Annotated in this window: 18 protein-coding genes and 1 pseudogene; 14 read left to right on the top strand and 5 right to left on the bottom strand. The window is 72.5% G+C overall.

Going from position 1 to position 20,759, the window contains the following annotated elements:
* The first annotated feature begins 40 nt into the window (after positions 1–40).
* The 3 genes from RM445_RS06405 (at position 41) to RM445_RS06395 (ending at position 5,857) form a co-directional block, all read left to right on the top strand.
* Positions 41–2,359, top strand: coding sequence for an AAA family ATPase (locus tag RM445_RS06405; protein WP_311555134.1), 2,319 nt, complete (start codon positions 41–43; stop codon positions 2,357–2,359).
* Positions 2,360–2,465: 106 nt separating this feature from the next.
* Positions 2,466–3,455 (top strand): carbohydrate kinase family protein, encoded by a 990-nt coding sequence (locus tag RM445_RS06400; protein WP_311555133.1) that lies wholly within the window; start codon positions 2,466–2,468, stop codon positions 3,453–3,455.
* On the top strand, positions 3,452–5,857 hold the full coding sequence (locus RM445_RS06395; RefSeq protein ID WP_311555132.1) for a glycoside hydrolase family 65 protein: 2,406 nt from the start codon (positions 3,452–3,454) through the stop codon (positions 5,855–5,857). Before RM445_RS06400 ends, RM445_RS06395 begins: the two co-directional genes overlap by 4 nt.
* A 17-nt stretch (positions 5,858–5,874) precedes the next feature.
* Here the strand turns inward: RM445_RS06395 and RM445_RS32720 are convergent.
* Positions 5,875–6,821 (bottom strand): annotated as a pseudogene (locus RM445_RS32720) (AraC family transcriptional regulator).
* Between the two features lie 138 nt (positions 6,822–6,959).
* Between RM445_RS32720 and RM445_RS06380 the strand changes: the two are divergent.
* Entirely contained in the window at positions 6,960–7,853 is an 894-nt protein-coding gene (locus tag RM445_RS06380; protein WP_311555131.1) for a DMT family transporter, read from the top strand.
* A 10-nt stretch (positions 7,854–7,863) separates the two neighbouring features.
* Here RM445_RS06380 and RM445_RS06375 read toward each other — a convergent pair whose 3' ends face one another.
* Entirely contained in the window at positions 7,864–9,342 is a 1,479-nt protein-coding gene (locus RM445_RS06375) for a GGDEF domain-containing protein (protein WP_311555130.1), read from the bottom strand.
* Between the two features lie 508 nt (positions 9,343–9,850).
* On the opposite strand from RM445_RS06375, the gene RM445_RS06370 reads away from it, so the two are divergent.
* A complete protein-coding gene (locus RM445_RS06370) occupies positions 9,851–10,660 on the top strand; it encodes a metalloregulator ArsR/SmtB family transcription factor (RefSeq protein ID WP_311555128.1) in 810 nt (269 codons plus the stop codon).
* Positions 10,661–10,695: 35 nt separating this feature from the next.
* Positions 10,696–11,172 (top strand): hypothetical protein, encoded by a 477-nt coding sequence (locus RM445_RS06365; protein WP_311555126.1) that lies wholly within the window; start codon positions 10,696–10,698, stop codon positions 11,170–11,172.
* Between the two features lie 13 nt (positions 11,173–11,185).
* Here the strand turns inward: RM445_RS06365 and RM445_RS06360 are convergent, their stop codons facing one another.
* Positions 11,186–12,367, bottom strand: coding sequence for an amidohydrolase family protein (locus RM445_RS06360; protein ID WP_311555124.1), 1,182 nt, complete (start codon positions 12,365–12,367; stop codon positions 11,186–11,188).
* The gene (locus tag RM445_RS06355; protein WP_311555123.1) at positions 12,367–13,761 is read right to left on the bottom strand and encodes a glutamine synthetase family protein; all 1,395 of its coding nucleotides are present in this window, start codon (positions 13,759–13,761) and stop codon (positions 12,367–12,369) included. The genes RM445_RS06360 and RM445_RS06355 overlap by 1 nt, the downstream gene beginning before the upstream one ends.
* 144 nt (positions 13,762–13,905) lie before the next feature.
* On the opposite strand from RM445_RS06355, the gene RM445_RS06350 reads away from it, so the two are divergent.
* From RM445_RS06350 to RM445_RS06320, 7 genes are all read left to right on the top strand, one after another.
* A complete protein-coding gene (locus tag RM445_RS06350; protein WP_311555121.1) occupies positions 13,906–14,745 on the top strand; it encodes a class II glutamine amidotransferase in 840 nt (279 codons plus the stop codon).
* Positions 14,742–15,623 (top strand): MurR/RpiR family transcriptional regulator, encoded by an 882-nt coding sequence (locus RM445_RS06345; RefSeq protein ID WP_311555120.1) that lies wholly within the window; start codon positions 14,742–14,744, stop codon positions 15,621–15,623. The genes RM445_RS06350 and RM445_RS06345 overlap by 4 nt, the downstream gene beginning before the upstream one ends.
* 115 nt (positions 15,624–15,738) lie before the next feature.
* Complete coding sequence (locus tag RM445_RS06340; protein ID WP_311555119.1) at positions 15,739–15,945, top strand: hypothetical protein; 207 nt, start codon at positions 15,739–15,741, stop codon at positions 15,943–15,945.
* Between the two features lie 36 nt (positions 15,946–15,981).
* The gene (locus RM445_RS06335; RefSeq protein ID WP_311555118.1) at positions 15,982–17,190 is read left to right on the top strand and encodes a cation:proton antiporter domain-containing protein; all 1,209 of its coding nucleotides are present in this window, start codon (positions 15,982–15,984) and stop codon (positions 17,188–17,190) included.
* A 131-nt stretch (positions 17,191–17,321) separates the two neighbouring features.
* The gene (locus tag RM445_RS06330) at positions 17,322–17,888 is read left to right on the top strand and encodes an excalibur calcium-binding domain-containing protein (RefSeq protein ID WP_311555117.1); all 567 of its coding nucleotides are present in this window, start codon (positions 17,322–17,324) and stop codon (positions 17,886–17,888) included.
* Between the two features lie 106 nt (positions 17,889–17,994).
* Complete coding sequence (locus tag RM445_RS06325; protein ID WP_397469244.1) at positions 17,995–18,513, top strand: nucleoside deaminase; 519 nt, start codon at positions 17,995–17,997, stop codon at positions 18,511–18,513.
* A gap of 5 nt (positions 18,514–18,518) precedes the next feature.
* Complete coding sequence (locus RM445_RS06320) at positions 18,519–19,517, top strand: zinc-dependent alcohol dehydrogenase (protein WP_311555115.1); 999 nt, start codon at positions 18,519–18,521, stop codon at positions 19,515–19,517.
* 9 nt (positions 19,518–19,526) lie between these two features.
* Here the strand turns inward: RM445_RS06320 and RM445_RS06315 are convergent, their stop codons facing one another.
* Positions 19,527–20,342, bottom strand: coding sequence for a class F sortase (locus RM445_RS06315; RefSeq protein WP_311555114.1), 816 nt, complete (start codon positions 20,340–20,342; stop codon positions 19,527–19,529).
* 167 nt (positions 20,343–20,509) lie between these two features.
* On the opposite strand from RM445_RS06315, the gene RM445_RS06310 reads away from it, so the two are divergent.
* Positions 20,510–20,758, top strand: coding sequence for a hypothetical protein (locus tag RM445_RS06310; protein ID WP_311555112.1), 249 nt, complete (start codon positions 20,510–20,512; stop codon positions 20,756–20,758).
* The last annotated feature ends 1 nt before the right edge of the window (position 20,759 follow it).

The following is a 20,759-nucleotide window of genomic DNA, read 5'->3' as shown; positions in this document are numbered from 1 at the left end:
GGCGCTGCACGATGATTGGCGGAAAAGGCTACTCTGATGGGTGCAACCAGAAAACGAATTCGTAGCCCCGCAGTTCGAACATAGCACGGGCGGGAAGGGCGTCGACAGACCCCCCGTCGAGCAGGAGGCGCAGGCGGAGACCGGGCGGATCCGCCGGCTGCATGCGCTCCTCACCGCCGAGCTGGCGGCGGCCACCGACCGGGCGCGGGGCATGCTGGCCACGCCGACCGGCGGGGAGCTCAGCGCCCGGTGGGAGCGCGACGTCTCCGTGCACCGCTGGTCGGAGCGGGTCAGCGCGCTCACCGCCGCCCGGTCAGGGCTGTGCTTCGGCCGGCTCGACCACACCGACGAGCCGACGAGCTACATCGGCCGTATCGGGCTCACCGACCCCGCGGACGGGGAGAGCGCACTCATCGACTGGCGGGCACCCGCCGCCCGGCCGTTCTACTGCGCGACGCTGGCGACCCCGCTCGGCGTGACCCGGCGACGGCATTTCCAGCTCGCCGGAACCGCACCCGACGAGCGGGTCGCCGCTTTCCACGACGACGTGCTGGACGGCCACGCCGATTCCGGATCCGCGTCCGATCCGGCGTTGCTCGCCGCATTGAAGGCGCCCCGCGGGTCGACGATGCGCGACATCGTCACGACCATCCAGGCCGAGCAGGACGCGATCATCCGGCTGCCGCTCTCCGGCGTCGTTGTCATCGAGGGCGGCCCGGCAACCGGGAAGACCGCGGTCGCGCTGCACCGCGTCGCCTACCTGCTCTACACCCACCGCGAACGGCTGGCCCGCAGTGGCGTACTGGTCGTCGGTCCCAGCGCCGGGTTCATCCGCTACGTCGGGGGCGTGCTGCCCGCGCTGGGCGAGTCGGCCGTGGTGTTCACGACCCCCGGCCGGCTGGCGCACGGCGTCGTCGCGACCGCCGTCGATCCGGACGAGGTGGCCGCCACGAAGGGCGGCCTCGGGATGCTGGAGGTCCTGCGCCGCGCCGTCACCGACCGCCAGGAGCTGCCCGGATCACCGATCGCGATCGAGCTCGACGACGTCACCGTCGAGATCGACCGCGCCATGGCGAGAGAAGCCCGGACGCGCGCCCGGGCCGCCGGCCTGCCGCACAACGCCGCACGGGCGACCTTCCGCGACACGGTCGGCCGCCTCCTCGTCGACCAGGGTGTCGAGCGGCTCGAGCAGGACCTGGAAGACCCGCCCGAGTTCGCCGAGCTCCTCGGCGACCTCCCGGAGCTTGCGGCCGGCACCGCGCAGCTGTCGGCCGAGCTGCGCCGCGAGCTGCGCGACGACCTGCGTTCGGACCTCGCGTTCCACGCGGCGGTCGAGCGGCTCTGGCCGGTGCTGACCCCGGAGCAGGTCCTCGCCGGGCTCTTCGCGTCGCGGGAGCGGCTGGCCTCGGCGGTCAAAGGGATCGAGGACGGCGGGATCGACCTGTCCGGGCTGCACCGGGCCGAAGGCTCAGCGTGGACGGTGGCGGACGCACCGCTGCTCGACGAGCTGGCCGAGCTGCTCGGTCCCCCGCCCGAGACGGCCCGGCCGGACGCATTGGAGCCCGACCGCGCAGCTCACCGGGCCTACGCCGCGGAGGTCCTGGACATCCTGGAGTCGGCCGACCGGCAGATCGCCGGGGAGGACCCCGACGAGATGCGCCCGACCGACTTCGTCACCGCGGACGTCCTCGCCGCCCGGCAGGTGCCCGAGCATCTCAAGAGCGTCGCGGAGCGCGCGGCCGCCGACCGGGACTGGCGGTTCGGGCACCTCGTCGTCGACGAGGCGCAGGAGCTCTCCGCGATGGACTGGCACGTCCTGCTGCGGCGCTGCCCCTCCCACTCGATCACCGCGGTGGGCGACCTCGCGCAACGCAGCGCCCCTGCGGGAGCGCATGCGTGGGCGGACGTGCTCGCCCCGCAGCTCGGTTCCCGGTGGACCTACCGGACGCTCACGGTGAACTACCGGACGCCCGCCGAGATCATGGCGCTGGCCGCGGGCGTGCTGGCCGACTACGCGCCCGACCGGCAGCCGCCCGAGTCGGTGCGGGCCACGGGCGAGGATCCGTGGGAGCGCACCGTTCCCGCGGCCGACCTCGTCGCCGAGGTGCGCAGGGCCGTCGACGCGGAGGTGGCGCAGCTGGGCCGCGGGACGCTCGCGGTGATCGCCGCCGACCTGCACGGTCTTGCCGGCCTTCCGGCCCAGCTGCACACCCCGGTGTCCGCGAAGGGTCTCGAGTTCGACGTCGTCGTGATCGTCGACCCGGAACGGATCAGGGCGCACAACCCCGCCGACCTCTACGTCTCGATCACCCGCGCCACGCAGCGGCTCGGGCTGCTGCACGTCCGACGATCTCCATGAGCGGCGCGTTCCACGGATTGTTCCGATCGACGGCAGCGGACCTGTACGTGACCTGGGCCACGGCGTAGCGTCGCCGCTCCGCGTCGAAGGTGATCAGGGGGCAGCCGTGGCGGCAGGTCGAAGTGTTGCGGTCCTCGGACCGATCCCACGCGACAGGATCATCACGCACAACGGGGAGACCTTCGAGAAGTACGGCTGCGCGCTCTACACCGTGGCGGCGCTCGCCGCGCTGCTCGACCCCGACGACCGCATCCACCCGATCGTCCACGTCCGCCGCGAGGACGAGGAACCGATCAAGGAGATGCTGTCGGCGTTCCCGAACGTCGACCTCACCGGGATCCGATCGGCGAGCGACCACGGAGCCGTCGTCGAGCTCACCTACACCGACCAGGCCAACCGGATCGAGCAGCAGACCGCGTTCATGGATCCGATCACGCCTGCGGACGTCGAGTTCGCTCTGCACGCCGACGCCTTCGTGTGCGTCCCGATCACCGACTACGAGGTCGGCCAGGCGACGCTCGCCTACATCAAGAGCCACAGCGACGGCACGATCCTGCTCGACGCCCACGGCCCCACCAGCACGCTCGTGATCGGCGGCGAGCGCAAGCGCCGGCTGTGGGTCGAACGCGACTCGTGGCTCCCGCACATCGACGTCCTCAAGATGAACCTGGAGGAGGCCGGCTGCAGCTGGTTCCCCTCGCCGGACGCACTCGCGCACCACGACGCGGGCAACCCGATCCCCGAGGAACAGCTGCCCGACTTCGCCGAGCACTGTCTGCGCCACGGCGTGCAGGCGGTCTGCGTGACGCTGGACCAGCGCGGCTGCGTGGCCTACCACCTCGACTCCGGCGGGGCGCTGGTGGAGGAGCAGGTCCCGCGGATCGTGGTGGACGACGTCGTCGACGCGACCGGTGCGGGCGACTCGTTCGCCGCGGGCATGGCGTTCGGCTTCCTGCAGGACCACGACATCGTCTCGGCGGCGCGCTACGGCAACGCGATGGGTGCCCAACGGGTCAGCGGCTCGGGCCTCGACGTCTACCGCCCGTTGGCCGAGACCGACAAGCAGATCGCCCGCACCTACGGGGAGAAGTCGTGACCGACGTGACCGACAGCGCCTGGCTGGTCGAGGAGACCGGGTTCGGCCCCGAGGGATTCGACAGAGCGCGCGCCAATTACCACGAGACGATCTTCACCGTCGGCAACGGCAGGCTCGGCACGCGCGGCAGCCTCGAGGAGGGCCACCTCGGGCAGCTGTCGGGCACGTTCCTGGGCGGCGTGTACGACGGCCACGAGGTCCCGGTGATCGACCTGGTGAACGTCCCGGACTGGCTGGACACCGCCGTGTACGTCGACGGAGTGCGGCTCGACGTCGACACCTGCACGGTCGTCGAGCACCGGCGCGTGCTGGACCTGCGCGACGGGGTCCTCACCCGCAGCACCCTGTTCGAGGACGCCGACGGCCGACGCACCCGCCTGGAGACCGAGCGCTGCGCGAGCATGGCGGACCGCCGGATCTGCGCGCTCCGCCTCACGGTCACCCCGGAGAACCACGACGGGCAGATCGTGGTCGAGACCGGGATCGACGGCGACCGGCGCAACCTCGAGGCGCTGCCGGTCTACCCCGCCGGCACGGTCTTCGACGTCCGAACCCGCTGGGAGAAGTGGGCGCTCGCCAAGCACATGGAGCAGACCGCCCGCTCCGCCGCGGACACGCTCTACCTGCAGATGCGCACGCTGGACACCGGGGTCGAGCTGGGCTTCCTCGCGTCGACCACCTTCGCCACCCCGCCGGTGCACCGCGCCGCCCAGCAGCGCAGTGAGCGCGTCACCGAACGTACCGTGCACGGCGGCGCCCCGGTGCGGATGGAGAAGCTCGTCGCGATCTGCACCTCGCGCGACCCGGACGCGTCCGGCCCGCTGCCCGACCGGTGCCGGTCCGCCCTGGCCGAGCAGGAGGGATTCGGCAGTGCAGGATTCGACGGTGCAGGATTCGGCAGTGCAGGATTCGACGGTGCAGGATTCGACGGTGCAGGATTCGACGGGGTCGTCGCCGCGAGCCGAGCGGTGTGGGAGCAGCTCTGGGACGCGTGCGCGTGCGAGGTCGTCGGCGACGAGCGGTTCACGCGCGCGCTGCGGTTCGGCCTCTACCACCTACTGATCACCGCGAACCCGGACGATCCGACGGTCAACATCGGCGCGAAGTCGCTGTCCGGCGAGGGCTACCGCGGACACGTGTTCTGGGACACCGAGATCTTCATGCTCCCGTTCTTCATCCTCACCCAGCCCGACACCGCCCGGGCACTGCTGCGCTACCGCCACCACACCCTCGACGGCGCCCGCGCCAACTCCCGCGAATACGGCACCGGCGGCGCGCGCTACGCCTGGGAGTCCGCCGACACCGGCCGCGAGGAATGCCCCCAGTTCACCCCGGACGGGGCCAACCGGTTCTGGACCCGCGAGGAAGAGGTCCACGTCTCCGCCGACGTCGCCTACGGGATCTTCCGGTACGTCGAGGCCACCGGCGACACCGCCTTCCTGCACGACTACGGCGCCGAGGTGCTGTTCGAGACCAGCCGGTTCTGGGTCGACCGGGTCGCGGCATCACCCGCGGGCGGCTACGAGCTCCGGCAGGTCATGGGCCCCGACGAGTTCCACTCCCACATCGACAACAACGCCTTCACCAACCGCCTCGCACAGTGGCACCTGACCCGCACCGTCGCCCTCTACGACGAGCTGCGCGATCGCCACCCCGACGTACTGGCCGCCGTCGCCACGACGATCGGGCTCAAGCCCGACGAGCGCGACCGCTGGCAGGCCGTCGCCGAGGGCATCGTCGGACCGCGGACCGTCGCCGGCGTGATCGAGCAGTTCACCGGCTACTTCGACCGCGACGACATCCCCATCACCGAGTGGGACGACAACGACATGCCCCGCTACCCGAAGGGCTACCACCACTTCAACTGCGAGACGACCAAGCTGCTCAAGCAGCCCGACGTCGTCATGCTCAACTACCTGCTGCCCGACGAGTTCAGTGCCGAGGTGAAGAAGGCGAACTTCGAGTACTACGAGAAGCGGACGCTGCACAAGTCGTCGCTGAGCCCGTCGATCCACGCGATCATCGGGATGGAGGTCGGCGACACCACCCGGGCGGTGCAGTACTTCGAACGCTCGGTCCTGGTCGACCTGGCCGACAACCAGGGCAACACCGCCGAAGGCATGCACATCGCCTCGGCGGGCGGGACCTGGCAGATCCTGGTCAACGGGTTCGGCGGCCTGCGCGTGCTGGGCGGGCGCCTGTCGTTCACACCCTGGCTGCCCGGCGACTGGCAGGGCATCCGCTTCCGGCTCCGCTGGCGCGGCCGCCCCGTCCACGTGTCGGTCGACCACGGGCACGTCGAGCTGCTGCTCGGCGGCGACGCCGGCGGCACGGAAGGGGTGCTGGTCGGCGGCCGGGAGGTGACGTTGACGGCGGGCGAGCCCGTGCGCGTCGCCCGCTGACGACGCGCCGGTTCGCGCTAGGCGACGACGGTCGCGGAGCGGTGATCGCTCGGCCGGATGCCGTAGACGCGCTTGAACGCGACGCTGAGCCCGAACGCACTGCCGTAGCCGACCTGGTGCGCGACGGCCTCGACCGTCGCGTCGGTGCGCACGAGCAGGTCCGCGGCCAGTGACAGCCGCCAATCCGTCAGATACGCCATGGGCGGCTCGCCGACCAGGTCCGTGAACCGGCGGGCGAACGTCGCCCGGGACACGCCCGCCTCGCCGGCCAGCGCCGCCACGGTCCACCGCCTGGCCGGCTGCTCGTGCAGCAGCCGCAGGGCGCGGCCCACCACGCGGTCGCCCATGGCGCGGTACCAGGCGGGGGGCTGGACCTGGGGCAGGGCGAACCAGTCGCGGAGCGTCGTGAGCAGCAGAAGGTCGAGGAGCCGGTCGAGCACCGCCTGCTGCCCGGGATCGTCGCGTTCGATCTCGCGGACCGTCAGCTGCAGAACCGGACAGACCTGTCCCGTGTAGGGCACCAACAGCACCCGCGGGAGTGCGTCGATCAGACGCTCCGAGACATGGCCGCCGACCTGGTAGCTGCCGGTGAGCAGCGCCGTCGTGCCGGCCAGGCTCCGCCCGCAGGTGCGCACGCCGAACCGCAGCTCGTCGCCGAGCTCCGTGCCGTCCGCCGCCGCGCAGCCGTCCGGCGCGTACCGGGTGTACCGCGGCGGGGTGGAGCCGTCGGGGCCGTCGGCGACGACGAAGGGGTCGGGCCCGACCACGATGCCGACCTCGTTCTCCGCGATCGCGACGGACTCGCCCTCCCGCGGATGATCCATCCCGCTCCGCGCAGCATGGCGACCAGCGTCAGGGGGGCACACTCGGCGAAGCGGACCGACCAGGGTGGGGTCAGGACGCTGCGGCCGAAGAGCGCGCCGTTCGAGCGCACCTGAGTCAGCAGGTCCGTCAACGCGTCCACGATCCGACGATAGCGTCGAGCTGGACGCCGAGACATCGAATTGAGCGCCCCATCCATTCACCCGCTCATCCCCGTGCGATTGGGTGGACGGGTGAGAGGCTCATTCCGCTCGTCCGACGGAGCACGCTGGAGGCGTCCGTGACCACGGTGTCCACCCGGCTCGGCCGGGGAGCCGTCGCCGCGGTCGCGGTCACCGTGCTGGCCTGGGCGTCGGCGTTCGTCGCGATCCGCTACGTCGGGTCGTCCTACTCCCCCGGGTCGCTCGCGCTCGGCAGGCTGGTCGTCGGCTCGCTCGTGCTGGGCGCGACCCTGCTGCTCGGTCGCCGCCACTGGGTGGCACCGAACCGGCGCGAGTGGACGCTGATCGTGCTCTGCGGGCTCGCCTGGTTCGCGGTCTACAACGTCGCGCTCAACGCCGCCGAGCAGCGGATCGACGCCGGGACCACCGCCATGCTGGTCAACGTCGGTCCCGTCCTCATCGCGCTGTTCGCCGGGCTGCTGCTCGGCGAGGGCTTCCCACGCTGGCTCGTGATCGGCGCCCTGATCGCCTTCGCCGGGGCGGCCGTCGTGGGCGCGGCGACGACCGGGCCGGCGGGTCCCGACACCGGCTCCGACGTGCTCGGAGTGGTCCTCGCGCTGGTCGCCGCCGCCACGTACGCGGTCGGCGTACTGGCGCAGAAACCCGTGCTGCGGCGGCTGCCCGGGCTGCAGGTGACGTGGCTCGCGTGCACGATCGGCGCGCTCGCCTGCCTGCCGTTCACCCCTGCGCTGTTCGACGACATCGCCGCCGCCCCGGCCGCCGCCACCGCCTGGCTCGTGTACCTCGGTGTGGTGCCGACGGCGTTGGCGTTCAGCACCTGGGCCTACGCCCTGTCGCGGATGGACGCCGGACGGCTCGGCGTGACCACCTACCTCGTCCCGCCGATCACCGTGGCGGTCAGCGCGCTGCTGCTCGGGGAGGTTCCCTCGACGTGGGCGGTGGTCGGCGGGGCGGTCTGCCTCGTCGGCGTCGCCCTCTCCCGCCGCCGGTGACGGAACGCGTCTAGCGCTGCGCGGAGTCGGACTGCCGCACCGCGTCGGTGCCGCCGTCCGGCTGCTGCGCCGGGAAGAGGTCCGTGCTCGTCGCGGTCATCACGCGGTTGCGGCCGCCGCGCTTGGCGCGGTAAAGGGCCTTGTCGGCCGCCGCGACCAGGATGGTCGGGTTGTTCGGGCCGAGATCCGGCCGCTCCACCACGCCGGCCGAGAACGTCTGTCCCAGCGGGGTCCGCACACCCAGGTCGGTGATCACCGCGTGCGCCGCGCGGACGTCGTGGTCCGGCAGCAGGACCGCGAACTCCTCCCCGCCGTAGCGGGCGAGGAACGCCCCTGAGGGCAGGGCGGCGGTCCAGGCGGCGACGGCCTGTTGCAGGAGGTCGTCGCCGGCCTGATGTCCGAAGGTGTCGTTGAAGGCCTTGAAATGGTCGATGTCCAGGATCGCGACGGAGAGGCGGCGGTGGTGGTCGCGGGCGAACTGGCAGGCCCGCGACAGTTCGTGGTCCCACGTCCGCCGGTTCGCGGCGCCGGTCAGGGCGTCGGTACGGGCGAGCGCCGCGAGCTGCACGGCCTGGGTCTGCACCACCGAGAACAGATCGACGAAGCGCAGCAGGACCAGCACGGACATCACCGCCGCGCCTGCCGCGATCACCGGCCAGGCGTCCACCTGGCCGTCGAGGCCCTCGAGGAACAGCACCGCCGGTGGCAGCAGCAGGCCGACGGCCATCGCCGCCACCCGCCGCCTCCCGAACGGGCGGACGTCGCTCGGCGGAGCAGGCTCGGCGACCTGGGTCATCGCGGGCCGGTTCGCCGCGAGCGCGACCAGGACGTACCCGCACAGCCACCCGACGTTGGTCCACCGCCGGTCCGGGCTCGCGTCGCCGGACAGCGAGACGAGGAGGTTCCACGTCACGTCGGTGACCGTGGTGACCAGGAGGGCCGCCATCAGCAGCCGGTAGGAGCTGCTGCGCGAACCGGGTGAGGTGAGCATCCGGGCCAACGTGGCCAGCAGGAAGACGTCACCCACCGGATAGGCCGCGGCGACCACCTTGGCCAGAGTGCTCAGGTCCACGTTGCTGCCCACCGGCGCGATCACGAACACCGCGGTCAGCACGGCGATGCCGGTGGTGAGGATGGCCGCGTCCAGGAACGCCGCCCTGTCGCTCCCCGACCGGCGGGTGCGCACCATGGCGAGCACACCGGCCCCGAGCAGGACGTACGAGGCGAGATAGACGGCATCGGAGGGAGCGGGGAACGAACTTCCGTTCCACGACTCGGCCTGCCAGATCAGGTCACCCGTGACCCACCCGCCGAGGCCCGCCAACAACAACAGCCAGCCGCGCGGATGCGTAGGCCGGTAGGTGTGCAGGCCCCAGAACCCGATCGCCAGCGCCAGCACCGCCGTGCCGTCGTACAGCAGCTGCAGCGTCGTGTCGGCGAGGGGCAGGAAGGCGTAGCCCACGAGGAGCACCACCAAGCCCCCGTGCACCCACCGGCTCCCGTGCCGAGGCCGAACCACCGAGTGACAGCCCTTCGCTCCTGATCGACCAGGTCACCCGGAACGGTACGTCGCCGGTCCGGGACCCGATCACCGACCGATCCAGGTCCACCCCTTCGTGGCACCTTCGGGCATTTGTGAGCTTTGGACCGGCCCGCCCGCACGAGGGCGTTCTGTTTACGCCGGTCGGAACGGAAGCGCTCGGCATCGACGTGCCAGGCCCACCCGTCCACCTCCACCGCGACCTTCTGCTGCGGGAACGCCAGGTCGGTGCACCAGGGCCCGAACGGATGCCCGAGCACCCACCCACCGATGCCGGCATCCCGCAGGAGGCGCACAGCAGTCGCTCGGCGGCGGAGTCGGCCCGGTCCGCTGCGGCTACGAGCAACTTCCGGCATTTCGGTGACATGAGCTGCACGGGTGCAGCTCATGTCACCCAACCGACCATCACCCCCGGCCCTATTGACAATAGGCAGGCATTTACCTGCATAATGGGCGAGTGAGCGACAGGCAGGCTGGGATGGACCAGGTCTTCAAGGCGCTGGCCGACCCCACCCGGCGGCTCCTGCTCGACCGCCTGCGGGAGCACAACGGGCAGACGCTGCGGGAGCTGTGCGAGCGCCTGGGCATGGCCCGCCAGTCGGTGACGCAGCACCTCGACCTCCTCGTCCGGGCCGACCTCGTGGTGGTCGTGCGGCGGGGACGGGAGCGGCTGCACTACCTCAACCCGGTGCCGATCCACGAGATCGAGGAGCGCTGGATCTCGGGGTTCGACAAGGCCCGCCTGCACGTGATCAGCGCCGTCAAGAACCAGGCAGAGGAGTACGCCATGGCCGACAAGACCTCATCCGAGACCATTCCGACCTACGTCTACGTCACCTACATCCGCGCGAGCGCGCAGCACGTGTGGCAGGCGCTGACCGACGCCGACCTGACCACGCGCTACTGGGGGCACGCCAACGTCTCGGACTGGCAGCCGGGCTCGAACTGGGAGCACCGGCGCGTCGACGGCTCCGGGAAGGTCGACGTCGTCGGCACGGTGGTCGAGGCCGATCCCCCGACGCGTCTGGTGATCACCTTCGAGGACAGCCCGGACGCACCGCGGGAACCCTCGGTCGTCACCTTCCTCGTCGAACCCCACCACGAGATCGTCCGCCTCACCGTGACCCACGAGAACCTCCCGAACCAGGCGATGCTGAACGGCATCTCGTCCGGCTGGCCGGCCGTGCTGGCCAACCTGAAGTCGCTGCTCGAGACCGGCGAGGTCCTTCCGCAGGCGCCCTGGGAGATGTCCCCCGCCCACACCTGAGGCCCCTTGATCCTCCGTACCGAAGAGAGACACCCATGGACACCACCCCGCTCCGCGACGCCTACCGCGCGCTGCTGGACGCCGCCGCCACCGTGGCCGGGTCCGGCGACCCGAAGGCCCCGCCGGCCGGTGAATGGAACGCCGACCAGATCCTGGCGCACGTCGCCATCGTCAACGCCACCACGATCGCCGCCGCCTCCTGCGTCGCGTCGGGAGCGAACACGACCTACGACAACCGCACGGCGCACGACCCCTGGACCCTCGACCGCGTCATCACGAACGCCGGCGGCAACGCCGGGCTCCGGGAACGCATCCGCCTCCAGGGCGAGGCCCTCTGCACGCTCGGTGGCCCGGTGCTGAGCGAGGCCGAGCTCGCCACGCTCGTGCCCACGCTGCTCCTGTCCCACGACACGGTGCTGGTCGATCAGCCCATGCCGTTGAGGGACCTCATCGGGGGTCTCGCGGAGGCGGAACTGCCGGGCCACACGAAGCAGTTGCTGGCTCTGCTGTAGCTGCTCGGGAGGATCAGGTCGTGAGCCGGTACACCCGCTCCGCGTTCGACGACCCGATCATCCGCACCACGCGCACCGCGTCGGCCACACCCCAGTCGCCCTCGCGGACCCACCGCGCCAGCACCCGGGCCATGCCGCGGCGCCACAGCACCGAGCCGAGGAGGTGGAACTCGGGCGGCCCCCACGCGTCGGAGGAGTACAGCTGCCGGGCGAACGGCGCCATCTCCAGCGACTCGGCGACGACCTCCACGGACCGCGCCCCGGCGTAGTTCACCGCGAGGCCGACGTCGAAGGAGACGTTGGTGAAGGCCTGCGCCAGGTAGCCGGCCTGGCGGTGGAACGGGTAGCAGTGCAACAGCAGCACGGGCACCCGCTGGATCGCCGGCTGCCGCAGGAGACCGAGCAGGAGCATGGGGTCGACGCGGTGCAGGTCGAGGTCGCGGTCGCCGAGCCCGACGTGGAACTGGATCGGCAGCCCGGCCTCGGCGGCCGCGTGCACCCCGAACGCGGACAGCAGCGGGGACGCCATCCGGGGCGTCGCCGCCCCGGTCGCCGCCGCCCACGCCCTGACCTCCGCGCGCACGGCGGCATCGGAAGGGGCGCTCCAGTCCAGGTCGAACCCGCACCGGTAGGCGACGATCGACTTCGCGCCCACCACCTGCGGCCCCCGCTCGGCCAGCCGGGCCCGGAACGCCGCCGGGTAGTCGTCGGCCGCGATCCCGGACGCCAGCAGCTCCTCGCCGAGCGTCTCGAGCCGGATCAGCTCGCTGCACGGGGTGCCGGACCAGTCGGCCAGGGTCGCGGTCGGGGCGACCCGGTCGCCGGCGTACCCGGGGTCGACGATCCAGTGCCGGACACCGGCGGCCGGCAGCAGCGCCCGTGCCACCGCCTCCTCCCCCAGCTCGGTCCGCCGAGCCCAGTAGTCGTCGGCCGAGGCATGCGGCTCCAGGCCGAGCAGCGGCGCGCACCAGCGGCGGACCGCGAACCCGATCTGGCTGTCGAACTGGGTCATGTACGCCGGGACCGGCTCGGGCGAGCCCTCGTTCAGGCACTCCTCGAACTCGGCCCGCGCGACCGGCCCTGCGAAGCTCGTGTGCACGTGGTGGTCCACGAGCGGCGCGGACAGCGCGTCGATCAGTTCCCCCGGCACACCGGCGAGCCCGGTGGCGAAGGCGGGGAGGTCACCGGCCGACATCAGCAGCTGAAGACGAGGCGGTACGCGGCGGCGGCTGCCTCGGGATCGGCGTCGCCGTAGGTGGCGTGCTCGTAGCGCCGCACGGCGAGAGTCCCGTCGACGATCGCGTCGCCGAGGATGTGGCGGGCCAGCGACGAGGCGTCGAGCGCGTCGAGCGCCTCGGTCTGAGAGCCCGCCAACGCGAGGCGCTCGCGGTCCGCCTCCGGCAGGGTCACAGGATCCACCGGCACCTCGGGGGGCAGCGGCAGGTCGCGGTCGATGCCGTCCAGCGCGAGCCCGACCAGGGCGGCGCCGGCGAGGTAGGGGTTCGCGCTGCCGTCGATCGCCTTGAGCTCGACGTTCGCGCCGTGCGGGTTGCCTGCGGTCGCCCCGATGAACCGGACGGCGGCCTCCCGGTTCTCCAGACCCCAGCACGCGAAGGCTCCCGCCCAGTTGCCGGGCTTGAGCCGCAGCGGGGACAGCACCGAGCCGGCGAGCACGCCCTGCAGGTCCGGGAGCCCGGCGACGATCCCGGCGACGGCGGCGGCACCCTTCGGCGTCATCCTGTGCGGGCCGGTTCCCCCGGAGAACACCGGACCGGCGGCGTCGGCCAACGACAGGTGCAGGTGGGCGCCGTTCCCGGCACCGCCGGGGAAGGGCTGGGGCGAGAACGAGACGCCGAGGCCGTGCCGAGCGGCGGCCCGGCCGACGAGGATGCGGGCGAGGACCGTGCGGTCCGCGGTGAGCAGCGGGTCGGCCGGGGCGATCGAGACCTCGAACTGGTCGGCCCCGTACTCGGCGTGCACCTGCTCGAGCGGCAGCCCGGCGTCGGCGAACCGGGCCTGCACGTCGGTCAGGAACGGTGCGACGTCCAACGCCGTCCGCACGCCGTAGCCCTGCCAGGCACCTCGGGAACGGGCGCTCCCGTCGGGCTGGACGAGGACGAACTCCAGCTCGGCGCCGGTCAGCGGCCGCAGCCCGGCCACCCGGGCCCGGTCGACGACGTGCGCGAGCCGCGTCCGTGCGCAGCCCGTGAACACCCCGCCGTCCTGCTGGGTGATCGAGGCGGGTGCCCAGGCGACGCCGGCGTCGACGACGGTCAGCCGGGTCGGGTCGATGCGCAGCCGCAGATCGCCGGTCACGCCGAGATCGGGGGTGAACGCGATGCCGAAGTCGACGCAGAAGACGTTCCACGACGGCGAGGCACCCATGCCGTTGTCGACGAACGCCTCCAACCGATCGATCGGGACGCCCTTCGCCCGGGTCACGCCGGACATGTCGACCGCGGTGCCGAGCACGATCCGCACGCCGCGGTCGGCCAGTACGGCGCCCGCCGCGGCGAGGTCGACGGAGCCGGCCACCGCGCCGGTCGGGCGCACGTCCGCACCGGACACGCCGGGCTCGACCTGGGTCATGGATCGGCCTCCCTCGTTCTGCGACAAGATCACTCGGCAGGCACCGTATGTCTCCTGTGTTCCAGAATCGGTACGGGTGCGGAGTGGTGTTCGGTACGTTACGGTGTCCGGTTCATTTTGGGCTGGACGCGGGAGGGATGCCAGATGTGTCGTCTGCTCGGATACGTGTCGCGGCGGCCGGTGACGGCCGGCGGCGCGGTGGGGACCGACGAGGTGCGTGCCTTCGCCGATCTGGCCCGGGTGCACTGCGACGGGTGGGGGGCCGCGTGGGTGGAGCGCCCGGGAGCCGCACCGCAGGTGCGCACGAGCGAGCGCAGCGCCGAGCGTGACCCGGCGTTCGCCGACCAGCACGCGGGGCACCCTGCGGTGGCCGGTCTGCTGCACCTGCGCTGGGCGACGATGGGCCTGCGGGTGGCGCCGGAGAACACCCATCCGTTCCTGGCCGACGGCGTGGCGTTCGCGCACAACGGATCGCTCCCTGCGGACGTCCTGGCCGATCTCCTCGAGCCGGCGTACCGGGCGGGGTTGCGCGGCACCACCGACAGCGAGCGGTACTTCGCGCTGGTCCGGCAGGTCCGGGCGGCGGGCACGAGCCTGCCTGGGGCGGTCCGGCGCGTGGTGAGCCTCCTCGCCGTGCGAGCGCCGCGGGCGAGCCTGAACGCGCTGCTGCTCGACGAGGCGTCGCTGATCGCCGTGCACGCGAGCGCCCACAGCAGGCTGCATCCCGACGACGACGAGCTCTGTCGGGCGGCCGGACTTCCGCAGGACCACCTCGACGACTACTTCGCCCTGCGCATCCGCCGCACGGCCGAGGGCGTCCAGATCGGTTCCACCGGCTTCGGGCAGGCGGGGTGGGAGCCGCTTCCGCCGGACTCGGTCACCACGGTCCGGCTGGCCGACCTGTCGGTCGTGACCGAGCCCCTCGACGTCGCCGCGGCCGCGCACCGCCCGGTGGACCAGGAGGCGGCGGACGTCCGGCCATGAGCGACGGGGTGGACGGGGCCGCCGGCGGGCCCCGGACCGTCGCCGATGCCACCGAGCGCGCGATGGGCCGGCTGTCGGCCGCGGAACGGCGGGTGGCCCGGGCGCTGCTGGCCGACTATCCCAGCGCCGGGCTGAGCACGGTCGCGGAGCTGGCCGAGCGGGCGCGGGTCAGCCCGCCGACCGTCGTCCGGTTCGCCCAGCGCGTCGGCCTCCCCGGGTTCGCCGCGCTGCAGGCGGCCCTGCGCGACGAGCTGACGCACCGGTCGACGGGCTCGCTGGGCCGCGTCCCGACGCAGACGCCACCAGGATCCGCGGCGGCGGCCGTCCTGCGCCGCGGACGTCAGCAGACCGCCCAGGCGCTGGAGTGCCTGGAGCACCTCTCCCCAGACGCGCTGGACGCCGCGGTCGCGCTGCTCGCCGACCCGGGTCGGCGGCTGGTGCTCAGCGGAGGCCGGTTCTCCCGCCTGCTGGCCACCCACCTGGCGCTCTACCTCGAGCAGGTACGGCCGGGGGTGGTCGAGATGAACGACCCGACCGGCCGCGACCTGGCGATGATGATCGATCTGCGCCGCCGCGACGTGCTCGTGCTCTTCGATGTCGCCCGCTACGAGCGCGCCGCGGTCGACCTCGCACGGTCGGCGCGCCGGGCGCGGGCGACGGTCCTGTTGATCACCGACGACGCCGTCTGCCCCGCTGCGGCCGAGGCGGACGTCGTCCTCGCCGTCTCGAGCAACGCCGACAGGGCGTTCGGGTCGATGGCGGGGGCGTTCCTGCTGACCGAGCTGCTCGTCCCCCCGGTGACGGAGCGGCTCGGCGACTCCGCCCTCACCCGCCTCGCCCGGTGGGAACGACACCGGGCCGAAGAGCTCCTGCCCTGACCCGACGCCATCTGATCGGTGCGCAGGCCGCACGAAACCTTCCCGCTCAACCCGGAACTGGCTAGCGTCACCCGGCAGCGGCCGTGATCACGACCGCCTGTCGCGGGGGTGAGATGTGAAGAAGCTGGCCGAACTGCTCGTGTGCTTCCTGCATCCCATCGCCGTGGTGCTGGTGTGGCTCAACGTCGTCGTCCGCACCGACCTCACCCGCAACGCCAAGATCGCGTGGGCGGTGCTCGCGCTGGTCCCGATCGTGCCGTTCGTCTACGTGCTCACCGGCGGCGAGCTGTGGGAGAGCCAGAAGAGCTCCGGGGTGTCGTAGCCGCCGTCCTCGTCGACCGAGCTCGCAGGGGGGCCGGTGCTCGCGCTCGTCGTCATCATGCTGCTGCTGCTCGCCTGGGCGCTGGTCGCCGGGCGGCTCGCCCGGTTCAGCGTCACCGCGCCGCTCGCGCTGCTCGTCGCCGGCGTGATCCTGACCGCCGGTCCGGACCCGGTGTTCATCTTCGACGTCGAGTTCGAGTCCGGGGAACGCGTCGTCGAGGTCATCCTCGCGATCCTGCTCTTCACCGACGCGACGGAGGTTCCCGGCGGGGTCCTCGGACGCGAGCCACGCCTCACCCTCCGGCTCCTCCTCGTCGCCCTTCCCCTGTCCCTCGGCCTCGCCTGGCTGGCCGGCCTCGTGCTCTTCCCCGGCGTGGGCATGTGGCTGCTCGCGGTGCTCGCTACGATCGTGATGCCCGTCGACCTCGCGCCCGCCGTCGCCTTCGTCCGCGACCGTCGCATCCCCGAACGGCTGCGCCAGGTCCTCAACGCCGAGAGCGGCCTCAACGACGGCATCCTCGCGCCCGTCTTCCTCTTCTGCCTGGCGGCGGCCACCACGGTCGGCGGCGACGCCCGCCTCGACGCCGCGGTCGACGCCGTGCCGTCCCTCGTGGTGGCCTTCCTGGTCGGGGCCGCCGTCGGCATCCTCGCCGCCCGGATACTCCGCAGGTCACTGGACGCCGGGTGGACACAGCCGTCGGCGCTGCGCCTCGGCGTGCTCACCCTGCCCCTGCTCGCCTACGCCGGGGCTGTCGTCCTCGGTGGGAACGGGTTCATCGCGGCGTTCGTCGCGGGCGTCTTCTTCGAACCCGAGGCCCGCCGGCTGCCGCACGATGCGCTGCACCTCGTGGAGGACGTCGGGGCGACGTTCTCACTGGCGCTGTGGTTCATCTTCGGCGCGATCGTCAACGACGTCGTCGCCCGCGGCGCGATCACCTGGCAGATCGTGGTCTACGCGGCCCTGGCGCTGACGGTGGTCCGCATGCTGCCCGTGGCCGTGTCGCTGGCCGGCACCGACGTCGGCGCACGCGACCGCCTCTTCCTCGGCGCGGTGGGTGCGCGCGGCATCGCGACGCTGGTGTTCGGCATGCTCGCGTACATCGACCTGAGCGGACCGGACGCCGATCTCGTGCTCACGACCATGGTCGTGACGGTGGTCGCGAGCATCGTCGTCCACGGCCTGACCAGCGGGCTGGTCGCCCGCCGCTACGGAAGGACGGAACGCGCCCCCGACGCCGTCACCTGACGACGCCGAGCGTCGTCATGACGTCGCCTCCTGGGCGTCGACCAGGATGCCGCGTGACGAGCGGTGAGTAACAGCGTCACAACGCCCGACGATGATCTTGTGTTGCTCTCGCTCGATCTTCGGAGGTTCCCGTGCGCGGTGCTGCGCCGACGTTACTGGCCGTGGTGTGTGCGGCCGCCCTCGCCGGGTGCGGCTCGCCCACCTCGACGCCCGTGACACCACTCGCCGACTCCTCCCCCTCGAGCAGTGCGGCAGCGACCACGAGCACGACGACGACCACCCCGACCAGTACGACCCCGACGTCGACGGCGCCCGCAGTGGCCGCGGGTGTGGGTGCCGGGGTCGGCTACGGCTCGGGCGTCGACGAGGCCCTGGCGCGACGGGCGGTTCGCGCGGTGGTGCCGACGACCACGCGGCGGGCCCCCGCGACGCAACGCGCGGCTGCGGCAGCGAAGCCGGCACCGACGACCAAGACCACGACCAAGACCACGACCAAGACCACGACCAAGACCACGGCCAAGACCACGACCAAGAAGGCCGAGCCCAAGAAGGCAGCCGAACCGAAGGCCGCATCCGGTGCTTCGTACGGGTCGTGCGCTCAGGCCAAGGCAGCCGGCGCGGCGCCGCTGTACGCGGGTCAGCCGGGCTACGCCAAGAAGCTCGACCGGGACGGTGACGGCGTCGCCTGCGAAACCTGACCTCGGTGCCCGGGCAAGCTTTGAGCGGGACATCAGTCGGGTCCGGGGCCGACTGGTGTTCCGCTCGCGCCGTCCCGGCGCACAGCACTGAGGCGCTGGGCGTGGCATGGTCAGCTCTGTGTCCACCGATCGCGATCGTCGACATCTGAGCCGGTGCGTGGAACTCGCCGCCGAGGCACTCGACGCGGGCGACGAGCCCTTCGGGTCGGTGCTGGTCGGCGCCGACGGCACGGTGCTCGCCGAGGACCGCAACCGGGTGGCGTCCGGTGACGCGACCCGTCACCCGGAGTTCGAGCTGGCGCGCTGGGCCGCCGCGAACCTGACCCCCGAGCAGCGGGCGGCCGCGACCGTCTACACCTCCGGGGAGCACTGCCCGATGTGCTCCGCCGCCCACGGCTGGGTCGGGCTCGGCCCCATCGTCTACGCGAGCTCGTCCGACCAGCTGGCCGGCTGGTTGTCCGAGCTCGGGGTGCCGCCGTCACCGGTGCGGGCGCTGCCCGTCCGGCAGATCGCGCCGGCCGTGGAGGTGCGGGGCCCGGTGCCCGAGCTGGCCGAGCGGGTGCACGAGCTGCATCGACGCTTCCACGGCTCGTCCACGTCGGATGACCGAATCGCGAGGAGGTAGCGACCATGCACTGCGCCGTACTGCACGCGGCCGGCGATGTCCGCATCGATCGGATGGAGGACCCGGTCCCCCAGGCCGGCGAGAGTCTGGTGCGGATCACGAGCGTGGGCTTGTGCGGCTCCGACCTGCACTGGTTCACCGACGGCGCGATCGGCGACGCCGCTCTCTCCCGGCCGTTGGTGCTCGGTCACGAGATGGCCGGCGTGGTCGTCTCCGGTCCGTCGGCGGGCCGTTCGGTCGGGATCGATCCGGCCCTGCCGTGTGGACACTGTCGTGAGTGCAGGTCCGGGCTGGAGCACCTGTGCACCCGGATGCACTTCGCCGGCCACAGCGACACCGACGGCGGGCTGCGCGAGCTGATGGCCTGGCCCGACCGCCGGTTGCACCTCCTGCCGGACGGTTATGACCCCGCCTGCGGGTCCCTGCTGGAGCCCCTCGGCGTCGCGGTCCACTCGGCGGATCTGGCCCACCTCCGGTTCGGGTGGACGGTCGCGGTGGTCGGCTGCGGCCCGATCGGCCTGATGCTGATCGAGCTCGCCGCGCTCGCGGGATGTGCGGTCACGGCGGTCGAGCCGCTCGCCCACCGTCGCGACGCGGCCCGGCGCGCCGGCGCCACGACCGTCCTGGAACCGGACGAGGTCACCGGCGGTGCGCTCGACGGGACCTGCGATGCAGCCTTCGAGGTCAGCGGAGCCGATGACGGCCTCGCGCGCGCCGCCGTGCTCGTCCGGCCCGGCGGGCGGATCGTGCTGGTCGGCATCCCCGGCGACGACACCACCACCTTCGCCGCGTCGACCATGCGCCGCAAAGGCCTCACCCTCGCCTGCGTCCGGCGCATGACCGACAACGCCTACGCGCGCGCGATCGCGCTCGCGGTCCGCGGCGCGGTGGACCTGTCCTGGCTGGCGACACAGCGGTTCCCGCTCAGCGACGCCACCGAGGCCTTCGCGACTGCGGCCCGGCGGGAGGGTCTCAAGGTCGTGGTCGACGTGACGACCGGCTGACCCGGCGGCTCACCCGTGACGCACGCCCATCATCCGGGCGTAGACCACGAGGTTGTCCGCGTAGCTGTGCGTCGCGTGGTCGAACGGGCCGCTGCAGGTGATGAGCCGGAGCTCGGCGTCGTCCGCGGCGCCGTAGACCTCTTCGGTCGGGAACTGCGACTTCGCGTACTCCGCGATCCGCGTCACGCGGAAGACCGCCGCGGCTCCGTCCGCTCGGTCGACCGTCACCTCGTCGCCCGGCCGCATCAGCCCGAGGTCGTGGAAGACGCCCTTCTCCTGCTGCCAGTCGACGTGCGCCGTGACGACCGCGGTTCCCCGCGCGCCGGGCGCCGGCGCGTCCCGGTACCAGCCCGCCTGGTGCGCGGTGTCCGGGACCTGCAACGTGCCGTCCGGCCCCAGTCCCAGGCTGACGAACCCGGTCGAGACACCGATCGTCGGGAGGTGCAGCTGTACCGGCGGGGAGTGCCGCAATGAGGCTTCCCCACCGATGTCGACGGGCCCGTCGTCCGACGGCGCCGGCGGTGCTGCCACCGCCGCCTGCACCGCGGCGAGGTCCACGGGCGCCGTCCGGTACGTGCCGTCGCCGGACGCGACCCCGCCGTTCGGGCTTCGCGTGCTCGCCGAACCGCGCGAGGCCTCGCCGGAGAGATCGCCGGAACCGTCCGACAACGCCACCGAGTCGGAGAGCTCGTTGCCCGCGCTCCGGAAGAACACCACCATCGAGTCGATGGCGTTGCCGGTCGCGTTGCCGGCCCGAGCGGGATCGGGCAGCACAAAGGCGAAGAGGATCAAGAGGACCAGAAAGGTGGTCAACCACCTCGGCATCGGTCAAGAGTGCGGCATACGGAGCGTGAGCACCAGTTCTGGCGCCGTCACCCGGTCCGGTCGCCCGTGCGGAGATGGGCAGCCGGGCCGACGACATGGGCAAACCCTCCCGATGGGCGTGGGCCGTCGCCGCCGGACACTGAGCGGACACCGACCCGGGAGGTTCCATGTCCACGTCCGACCCGCTCCGCCCCGTCCACCGGATCCACCTGCCGCGCCCGCTCCGGGCGACGGCGGTGATCGCCGCGGCGGTGGCCGCCGGCGTCGCCGTATTCGCGACGCCACTGCCCCCGGGCGTCGGCCTGATCGCCGGAGCGGCCGCCGGCATGGCGGCGGCCGCCCTCACCGGACGCGACGACGTCGAGCCCGGCCCGGACACGCCGGACACCGATCCGGACGACGGCGACGGCGACTGAC

Source organism: Pseudonocardia charpentierae, assembly GCF_031845345.1.
Taxonomy (GTDB): Bacteria; Actinomycetota; Actinomycetes; order Mycobacteriales; family Pseudonocardiaceae; genus Pseudonocardia; species Pseudonocardia charpentierae.
This window is presented reverse-complemented; position numbering and strand designations above follow the sequence as displayed.

Coding starts and splice junctions, on each gene's coding strand:
- RM445_RS06365 (WP_311555126.1), top strand. CDS start 10,696: ATGGACACCACCCCGCTCCGCGACGCCTACCGCGCGCTGCTGGACGCC.
- RM445_RS06315 (WP_311555114.1), bottom strand. CDS start 20,342: ATGCCGAGGTGGTTGACCACCTTTCTGGTCCTCTTGATCCTCTTCGCC.
- RM445_RS06320 (WP_311555115.1), top strand. CDS start 18,519: ATGCACTGCGCCGTACTGCACGCGGCCGGCGATGTCCGCATCGATCGG.
- RM445_RS06360 (WP_311555124.1), bottom strand. CDS start 12,367: ATGTCGGCCGGTGACCTCCCCGCCTTCGCCACCGGGCTCGCCGGTGTG.
- RM445_RS06310 (WP_311555112.1), top strand. CDS start 20,510: ATGTCCACGTCCGACCCGCTCCGCCCCGTCCACCGGATCCACCTGCCG.
- RM445_RS06355 (WP_311555123.1), bottom strand. CDS start 13,761: ATGACCCAGGTCGAGCCCGGCGTGTCCGGTGCGGACGTGCGCCCGACC.
- RM445_RS06325 (WP_397469244.1), top strand. CDS start 17,995: ATGGTCAGCTCTGTGTCCACCGATCGCGATCGTCGACATCTGAGCCGG.
- RM445_RS06345 (WP_311555120.1), top strand. CDS start 14,742: ATGAGCGACGGGGTGGACGGGGCCGCCGGCGGGCCCCGGACCGTCGCC.
- RM445_RS06350 (WP_311555121.1), top strand. CDS start 13,906: ATGTGTCGTCTGCTCGGATACGTGTCGCGGCGGCCGGTGACGGCCGGC.